The sequence below is a fragment of the bacterium genome, assembly GCA_004322275.1.
In the GTDB taxonomy this organism is placed as follows: Bacteria; Desulfobacterota; Deferrisomatia; order Deferrisomatales; family BM512; genus SCTA01.
This window is the reverse complement of the sequence record SCTA01000028.1, coordinates 21,693-30,134: the sequence shown is the minus strand read 5'-3', so window position 1 is coordinate 30,134 and position 8,442 is coordinate 21,693. Positions and strand designations below refer to the sequence as shown.

5 protein-coding genes and 1 tRNA gene are annotated in these 8,442 nt (G+C 60.8%); all 6 read right to left on the bottom strand.

Annotation, left to right across the window (positions count from 1 at the left end):
- Nucleotides 1-56 precede the first annotated feature (56 nt).
- Nucleotides 57-132: transfer RNA gene (locus EPN96_08715), tRNA-Lys, on the bottom strand.
- A 317-nt stretch (nucleotides 133-449) separates the two neighbouring features.
- Nucleotides 450-1,745 (bottom strand): adenylosuccinate synthase, encoded by a 1,296-nt coding sequence (locus tag EPN96_08710; GenBank protein TAL16618.1) that lies wholly within the window; start codon nucleotides 1,743-1,745, stop codon nucleotides 450-452.
- Nucleotides 1,746-1,842: 97 nt separating this feature from the next.
- Complete coding sequence (gene hisZ, locus EPN96_08705; GenBank protein TAL16617.1) at nucleotides 1,843-3,174, bottom strand: ATP phosphoribosyltransferase regulatory subunit; 1,332 nt, start codon at nucleotides 3,172-3,174, stop codon at nucleotides 1,843-1,845.
- Complete coding sequence (locus tag EPN96_08700) at nucleotides 3,175-4,758, bottom strand: phosphoglycerate dehydrogenase (protein ID TAL16616.1); 1,584 nt, start codon at nucleotides 4,756-4,758, stop codon at nucleotides 3,175-3,177.
- Nucleotides 4,759-5,904 (bottom strand): alanine--glyoxylate aminotransferase family protein, encoded by a 1,146-nt coding sequence (locus tag EPN96_08695; protein TAL16615.1) that lies wholly within the window; start codon nucleotides 5,902-5,904, stop codon nucleotides 4,759-4,761.
- A gap of 136 nt (nucleotides 5,905-6,040) precedes the next feature.
- Nucleotides 6,041-8,380: an Rne/Rng family ribonuclease gene (locus tag EPN96_08690; protein ID TAL16614.1), complete on the bottom strand. Its 2,340-nt coding sequence runs from the start codon at nucleotides 8,378-8,380 to the stop codon at nucleotides 6,041-6,043.
- Nucleotides 8,381-8,442: the final 62 nt, after the last annotated feature.

Here is an 8,442-nt window from a genome sequence, read left to right as displayed (position 1 = left end):
AAAAAGAAACTGGGTACCTCGCTTGATATGTGCGAAGTACCCAGTTTTAAACGTCGTGGTGAGCCGTGTTGGGATTGAACCAACGACCACCTAATTAAAAGTCAGGTGCTCTACCATCTGAGCTAACGGCCCACTTGTCGGCGCATCTTTTCCGTCCCCGGCGTCGTCATGTCCTCACTAAAGGGCTCGCCGTAGCGCTGCTACTGCCTCACCCTTTTCGTTCCGGGATTCCTTGCCGTGAACGGAAAAATAGCGCCGTAATTCTTTTTTCTTTGTCGCTTCCCCAAAACGTTTTGCTAACCGTTTTGAGGGGGTTTTTATACTCGTTCGGTTCTTTCCAGTCAAGTTTTTTAGGCTCTGCGCCTGTTTTTATGCGGGCCGCGCAAGCCTTCGATTTCCCTGAAATTTTAAACCGTTATCGGTGGAAATTCAAATTTCCGGCGGCGCTGTTATTTCCCGTCGAAGGGGGAGATCAGCTCAATAGTGGATTCCCTGCCGGGGCCGACGGAGGCCAGGAATATCTTGCAGCAGGTGAGCTTTTCCATCTCGTCGAGGAGGGCGCGGGCGTTTTGGGGAAGCTCCTCCAGCGTTTTGGCTCCGCTTATGTCTTCGCTCCACCCCTTGAGGGTCTTGTAGACGGGGCGGCACCTTTCGAGGTCTTCGATCTTCACGGGGAAGTAGCCGATGGTCTTGCCGTCGAGCTCGTAGGCGGTGCAAATTTTTATCTCGTCAAGGCCGCCGAGGACGTCTATCTTCGTCACGGCGAGGCCGTCGAGGCCGTTCATGCGGACGGCGTGTTTGAGCGCGACGAGGTCGAGCCAGCCGCAGCGGCGCGGCCTGCCGGTGGTCGAGCCGAATTCGGCCCCGCGCTGGCGAAGCTTTTCGCCGGTCTCGCAGTCGAGTTCCGTGGGGAAGGGGCCCGAGCCGACGCGGGTTACGTAGGCCTTGGTTATGCCGACTATTTTGCCGAGGGTCTTGGGTCCGAGGCCGGAGCCGGTGACCATTCCGCCGGTGCCTGTGTTACTGCTGGTGACGAAGGGGTAGGTGCCGTTGTCGATGTCCAGCAGCGCTCCCTGCGCTCCCTCGAAGAGGAAGGTCTTGCCGCTCTCGGAGAGGTTATGAAGAAGCTCGAAGGTGTCGGCAAGGTGGGGTCCGAGTTTTTCGGCCTGCGGCAGCAGTTCGGCCAGCACCTCTTCGACGCTGATCGGGTTGGCGCCGAGGTGGGCGAGTATGGCGTTCTTTTCGGAGGCCATGCACTCGATCTTGCCCCGGAGTATCTCGGGACGCACAAGGTCGCCCATGCGGACGCCTCTTCTGGAGGCCTTGTCTTCGTAGCAGGGGCCGATTCCCCTCCCTGTGGTGCCGATCTTCTTTTTCCCGGCGCTCTCTTCGCGCGCGGCGTCGATGGCCTTGTGGAAGGGGAGGATGACGTGGGCCGATTCGGAGATTACGAGGTTTTTGGCGGATACCTTTTTGCCGTTTCCGGAAAGCCCCACGATTTCCCGCAGCAGTACGCCCGGATCTATGACGACGCCGTTGCCGATGACGCAGAGGGTATTGTCGTGCAGAATGCCGGAGGGGATGTGGTGGAGGATTATCTTCTCTCCGCCCACGACGAGGGTATGTCCGGCGTTGTTGCCTCCCTGGCAGCGCACGACGACGTCGGCCTTGCCCGAGTAAATGTCAACGACCTTACCTTTGCCCTCGTCGCCCCACTGGGCGCCGACGACCGCAACGTTGGACATCGCTTGTATCCTTTTTCTTAAAAACAGACTCAACGTTAAAAACCCCAGACGACAGGTCTGGGGCTTTAGGCCCAAGTTTTAAACTCTATCACGTTATTTAGCGGCGATGCAAATTCTCAAAACCAAAGGCTGCGGCGGCTTCCGGAACGGCCCCGGCGGCGACGGTCTTTCTGGACCCGTCGGCGAGGTCTATGAGGAGGACTTCCCCTTCCTTGAGGCCGGGGGAGCCGAGTACTGCTGCGTATCTGAAGAGCTGCTCGCGGGCCAGCGCCAGAGAGTCTTCGAGCGGTCGTTTTACTATGTCGCGGCAGGCGCGTACGTTTTGCGACCGAAGGGCGGTGGCGAGGCCGAGCGCGGCGTCTCTTTTGGGGAGGAAGTTGATGATGAAGACGCCGTTTAAGGAGTTCTCGCTCTCACTCGCGGCGTTGAGCGCTTCGGAGAGGGCGAAGAGGTCGATCGAGAGGCCGGTCGCGGGAAGATCGAGGCCGTATCTCTCCACCAGCCTGTCGTAGCGTCCGCCCCTGCAGAGCGGGGTTCCAACGTGGCGGACGAAGGCCTCGAAGATTACGCCGGTGTAGTAGTCGATGCCCCGTATCTCCCCGAGGTCTACGGTTATGTGGTCAATAAGGCCGTAGGCGCGGACGAAATCGAGGACCTTGCCGAGGTTTTCGAGGGCTTCGCGGCTGTGGCCGCTCTCGACGATCTTCCCGGCGCGCTCCAGCACCTCGACTCCCCCCGCGAGGAGGGGGAGTTCGGCGAGGAGGGCTTTCTTTTGTTCGGGAAGAGAGCTTTCCCTCAAAATCTTCGCAAGCTCGGAGATATCCTTGCGCGCCGTGGCGCGAGTTATCTTTTCAAGCTCCTCTTCGTTTATTTCTACATCCTTGAAGATTCCCTTGAAAAACTCCACCTGCCCCACGTCGATGCGAAAGTCCCGGAGGCCGGAGGCGATGAGGCAGTCGATGAGGAGGGCGATGCACTCGGCGTCGGCCTCGGGGTCGCTCAACCCCATAAGCTCCGCGCCGACCTGATGGAGCTCCCTTTTCATCCCGCGCTGGCCGGGGACGTGGCGAAGCACCGGGCCGTCGTAAAAGAGACGCAGGGGCAGCCCCGCCTCGGGGAAGCGGGTCGCCGCGATGCGCGCTAGCTGCGGGGTGAAGTCGGTGCGGAAACTAAGCGCCCTTCCGGTGGAGGGGTCCACGAACCTGTAGAAGGAAAGCTCCTCCGCCCCGCTGGTGAGCGCGCGTGAGAAGACCTCGGCGTGCTCCATCACCGGAGGGTGGACGGGCCTGTACCCCCAGAGCGCCATCGTGTCCAGAAGAGAACGGCGGAGGCTGATAAGGCGCTCCGCCGTTGCTGGAAGAATGTCGGCCACCCCGGCGGGAAGCTCTCTGTGGAGCCCGCCGGGGCGACCGGTCTTTTTGCTTTTCACTTACAGATGCACCTTGTGAACGGCGAGCACGTTGGGCAGGGCCGCCAGTTCCTTGATTGTTTTGGCGTCCGGCTCGGTGTCGACGTTGACGACCGTTATGGCTCTGCCGCCGGGCACTTCGCGTCCGAACTGTAGGCCGCCGATGTTTATCTTGTTGTTGCCCAGAGTAGTGCCGATGGAGCCCACGAGGCCGGGCTTGTCGTTGTTCCAAAGGACGAGGAGATTGCCCTCCGGCACCGCTTCGATGGCGATTCCGTCAATCTCGACGAGGCGGGGCTGGTTTTTACCGAAGACCGCGCCCGAGACGGAGTAGCCTCCCTTGGCGGCCTTTGCCTTGAGGCGGATTAGAGAGGAGTAGTCCTCACCCTTGGAGGAGGAGGTCTCGCGGACGGTGATGCCGCGCTCGCGGGCGGTCACCGGAGCGTTTACGAGATTGACCCATTCACCGAGAGCGGGAGCAAGCAGCCCCGCGAGGGCGGAGGCGGTCAGAAGCTGGGTTCTGCAGTCGGCGGCCTTGCCGCTGTATTCGATGTCGAGCCCGCAGATGGATTCGAGGCCGAGCTGGGCCTGAAGCCTGCCGAGCTTTTCGGCCAGCGTCACGAAGGGGAGCATCTTTTCGAGTTCTTCGGGGGATACGCTGGGGACGTTGATGGAGTTCATTATGATGCCGCGGACCAGGTAATCGCTCACCTGATGGGCGACCTGAATCGCGACCGCCGTCTGCGCCTCCTCGGTGGAAGCGCCGAGGTGAGGGGTGCAGATGAGGTTGGGGTGCGCGATAAGGGGAGTCATCCCCGGCGGCTCCTGGGCGAAGACGTCGAGGGCCGCGCCCGCGACCTGGCCCGCTTCGAGCGCGGCGAGAAGGTCGTCCTCGTTGACGATTCCGCCGCGCGCGGCGCAGACGATGTAGACGCCCTTCCTCATCTTCGCGATGGTGTCTTTGTTGATGAGGTTCAGGGTCTCCTTGAGCTTGGGTACGTGGATGGTGATGATGTCGGAACGGGCGTAGATGCCGTCAAGATCGACCTTTTCGACGCCGAGTTCGGCGGCGCGCTCGGGGGTTATGAAGGGGTCGTAGGCGACCACCTTCATCTTGAGGCCGAGGGCGCGGTTGGCGACTATCGAGCCGATCGCTCCGAGGCCGATGACGCCGAGGGTCTTGCCGCACATCTCATGGCCCTGAAACTTCTTCTTTTCCCAGACGCCCGCCTTCATCGAGGCGGTGGCCTGCGGGATGAAGCGCACCAGGCTCATCATCAGCGAAAGGGCGTGTTCGGCGGTGGTGGTGGTGTTGCCGCCGGGGGTGTTCATCACCACTATGCCCTTGGCGGTGGCGGCGGGCACGTCCACGTTGTCCACGCCGATACCCGCGCGTCCGACGACCTTGAGGTTGGTGGCGGCGGCTATGATTTCCGCCGTGACCTTGGTGGCGGAGCGGATGATGAGGCCGTCGTACTGGCCGATGATTGCCTTGAGTTCTTCGGGGGGAAGGCCGGTCTTCACGTCAAGCGAAATACCGACCTGGGCCTTTAGAATGTCGAGCCCTTCCTTCGAGAGGCTGTCGCTTACAAGCACCTTTTTCATTTACGCACCCTCCCTGAGAATTTCCATCGCCTTGGCGACGCCCGCGCCCATCTTCATCTTGTGTCCGGCGTCCACCAGCGCCATTTCGAGGGCGCTTATCGCGGTAATAACGTCAAAGGTTGAGACGTAGCCGAGGTGGGCGATGCGGACGATCTTGCCCTTGGCCTCGTCCTGTCCGCCCGCGACGGTGACCGCGTAGCTTTCGCGAAGAATCTTCTTGACTTTCAACCCGTCGATGCCCGAGGGGATGTTGACGGCGGTACAGGCGTCGGAGGGGCTGCCGGGCGCGAAGAGGGTGAGTCCCATAGCCAGAACCGCCTCGCGGGTGGCCAGCGCCAGCCTGGCGCTACGCTTGTGGACGTTGGCCAGTCCCTCTTCCTTTATCGTGCGAAGGACGTTTTTGAGCCCGACGACAAGGGAAACGGCGGGAGTCCAGGCGGTCTGCCCTTCGGCCTGCTTCTTTTTCTCCATCGTAAGGTTGAAGTAAAAGCGCGGGAGGTTGGAAGTTGCCATGAACTTCTCGGCCTTCTCGCTCCACGCTATGAAGCCGAGGCCGGGGGGAAGCATGAGAGCCTTCTGGCTGCCGGTGATTACGATGTCCACGCCCCACTCGTCCATTGGCAGGTCAAAAACGCCGGTGGCGGTTATCGCGTCCACCACGCAAAGAACGTTGTCGCGCCTTTTGGTTATCTCGGCAATCTCCTTTACCGGGTGGCGGACCGCGGTGGAGGTCTCGCTGGCCTGAAAGAAGACGGCGCGTATTTCGGGATCGGCGTCGAGGGCGGCCGAAATAACCTTCGGATCTACGGCGGAGCCCCACGCGACCTTTATCTCGACGGGCTTGCAGCCGAAGGCTTTCAGTATCTTGCCCCAGCGCTCGCCGAACTTGCCGCCGTTGACGAAAAGCGCCTTGTCGCCGGTGGAAAGAAAATTTGTCACCGCCGCTTCCATCGCGCCGGAGCCGGAGGAAGCCAGAATGATTACGTCGCGCTGGGTCTGAAAGAGGTATTTCAGCCCCTCGCGGCATTCCTCGAATATCGGCTTAAATTCGGGTTCGCGGTGGTGGATGATCGGCAGCGCCATGTCCAGCAGAGCTGAAGGCGGAACCGGCGTCGGCCCCGGGGCCAAGAGGACGTTCTTTTTCAAGGGATTCCCTCCGGAAGAAAAAAATTTGCCGCCGGTCGTTAAAACGGCGGGGAAATTCAGGTGTGTAAAAGGTCACAAAGTATATTCACATTGCAAAATGTTCGTCAAGCGGCAGTAACCCCAAAACTGCCCCGGCCTAGCTTTCCGGCGTGTTTTCCGGCTTTTTCCGCGGACTCCTGCGCCTTGGAGACGGTGTTTTTTTCGGAGTTTCGCCTCCGGCCTCGGCCTTTGCGGGGGTGGGGGGTTCCTGGGCGGCGGCCTCCCCGGCGGCGGGTTTTTTAGGCTTGCGCGCGGGGCGCGGCTTTTTGGCCTTGGGGGCGGCCTCCGCGCTTACGGCGGGAGGTGCTTCCACGGGAGGAGGCGGCGGCGGGGGAGCCAGCTCCACTGCGGCGGGAGGCGCGGACTGATTCTGCTGGAGGGAGGCGTTTGCCTCTTGGCCGCTTCTCCTGCCTCTCCTGCGACGCCTTCTGCTCGAACTGGATTTTTTCTCGCCCGAAGGCGTTTCCGCCGGGGCGGATTCAGCCGGGGCGGATTCAGCCGGAGACTGGGCCGGAGGCGGGGCAACTTCGGCCTGGGGAAGATTGTTCAGCCCTTCCAGAGCGGCCTGACGCTCGGCGCCGGACTTCCTCGACCGCCGCCTGCGCCGCCTTCTCTTCCTCGGCCCCTCGCCGTTCTCGGCTTTTTCCGGTTCCGCTGCAGGAACTTCCTCCGCCAAAACGGCGGCAGGCTGAACCTCGGGCTGATTCGCTTCGCTTTGGGGCGGCGCGAGAGTGACCGGTTCCGCCTGGGGTTTCCCCTGCCTGCCCCTGCCTCTTTTCCCGCGCCCTCCGTTTTTGGCGGCGGGCTGCTCGGCCTTCGCCGGGGGTATCTCTTCCTGAATCCCGAGGTAGGAGGCGGCTTCGTCGCAGACCGTCTCGATGGTTCTTTTCGCCTGATATTCGGCCTTCCCGGAGGTTCCTTCGGCGTGGAGCCTTCTGGCGTCGTAGCCCTGAGGCAGGTTGGACTCGGTGCGGACGCGGTCTTCGAGGGCGAATTCGCAGTAATACTGGTTCGGAAGAAGGTCGGGCTCGGCGAAGACGTTTATCGGAGTGGAAAAGCGCATCTCCAGGTCGATTATGTCGTTGCGCTTCCTGTTGACGAGAAAGGCTGCGGTATCGAGGGGAACGCCTATGCTAACGGCGCGCGCGTCCTTCGCCTTGGCCAGCACCTGATGGATTACGCGAAGGACCGAGAGGGCGAAGGCCTCCGTCGAGCGCAGCTTGCCGGAGCCGCCGCAGAGCGGGCAGGGGTTCGCGAGCTTGAGGCCGGTGACGGATTTGAGCCTCTGGCGGCTGAGCTCCAGAATGCCGAATTTGGAGATCATCCCGACGTCTATTCTCGCCTTGTCGCGCTTGACCGCCTTGAGAAACTCCTTTTTCAGCTTCGTCCTGTTGGCTGAGCTTCTCATGTCTATGAAGTCGATGACGATCAGGCCGCCGAGGTCTCTGAGCCGAAGCTGCCTCGCCGTCTCTACCGCCGCTTCCATGTTCGTTATGAAGGCGGTCTTTTCGATGTCGCTGACGCCCGGGCCCCCTCCGGAGTTGACGTCCACCGAGACCAGAGCCTCGGTGCGCTGTATGACTATGGAGCCGCCGGAGGGCAGCTTTACTTTGTCCTCGTAGATCGAGGCTATCTGGAGTTCGAGGTTGTGCTTTGAAAAGAGGGGGGCCTTGCCCTCGTAAAGGCGGACCCGCCCGGCGTTCCAGGGCATGACGGTCTTGAAGAAAGCGCTGACCTTCTCGTAGACTTTCGGGTGGTCGATCAGTATCTCGGAGATTTCGGGAGTGAAGTAGTCGCGGATGGTGCGTATGACGAGGTCGCTTTCGCGGTAGAGAATGGCGGGCGGCCTGGTGCTCTCGTAAATTTCGGAGATTTTCTTCCAGACGCGGAGCATGAAGCTAACGTCGCGCTGAATCTCCTCCTTGTTCTGATCCCCGGCGGCGGTTCTTACGATATAGCCCATATCCTCCGGCATTCCGGCTTCGTCTATGGTCTTTTTGAGGGAATCGCGGATCTTCGCGTCCAGAATCTGCTTTGACACTCCCCGTTTCGATATCTGCGGCATGAGGACAAGATAGCGGCCCGGTATCGAGACGTAGGTGGTAAGGGCCGCGCCCTTGTCGCCTATCTCCCCCTTCTTGACCTGAACCATCACCTCCTGGCCGCGCAGGAGATTCTCGGGCTTTCTGTCTCCGCCCTGAAAGTATTCGGAGTTTATCTCGCTGAAGGCGAGGAAACCGTTTTTCTCGCGGCCGTAATCGACGAAGGCGGCCTCCAGCCCCGGAACGACGCGGTCGATTTTCCCCTTGTAGATATTTCCCTCTATAGTGTCGTCGCTGGCGGTTTCTACCGACAGCTCTTCCAGAAGGCCGTTTTCAAGGATAGCTATTCTGCTTTCCTCTTCGTTCCTTACGTTTATGTACATTTGACTCGGCATTAAAACCAAAGCTCCTTCAATTGCATGACCGCCCCTGACCGGGGCGGAACTTTCCAAATCAA

What these genes read in the sequence shown, in the direction of transcription:
- EPN96_08700 (TAL16616.1), bottom strand. Translation starts at nt 4,758, where the DNA reads ATGAAAAAGGTGCTTGTAAGCGACAGCCTCTCGAAGGAAGGGCTCGAC.
- EPN96_08690 (TAL16614.1), bottom strand. Translation starts at nt 8,380, where the DNA reads ATGCCGAGTCAAATGTACATAAACGTAAGGAACGAAGAGGAAAGCAGA.
- EPN96_08710 (TAL16618.1), bottom strand. Translation starts at nt 1,745, where the DNA reads ATGTCCAACGTTGCGGTCGTCGGCGCCCAGTGGGGCGACGAGGGCAAA.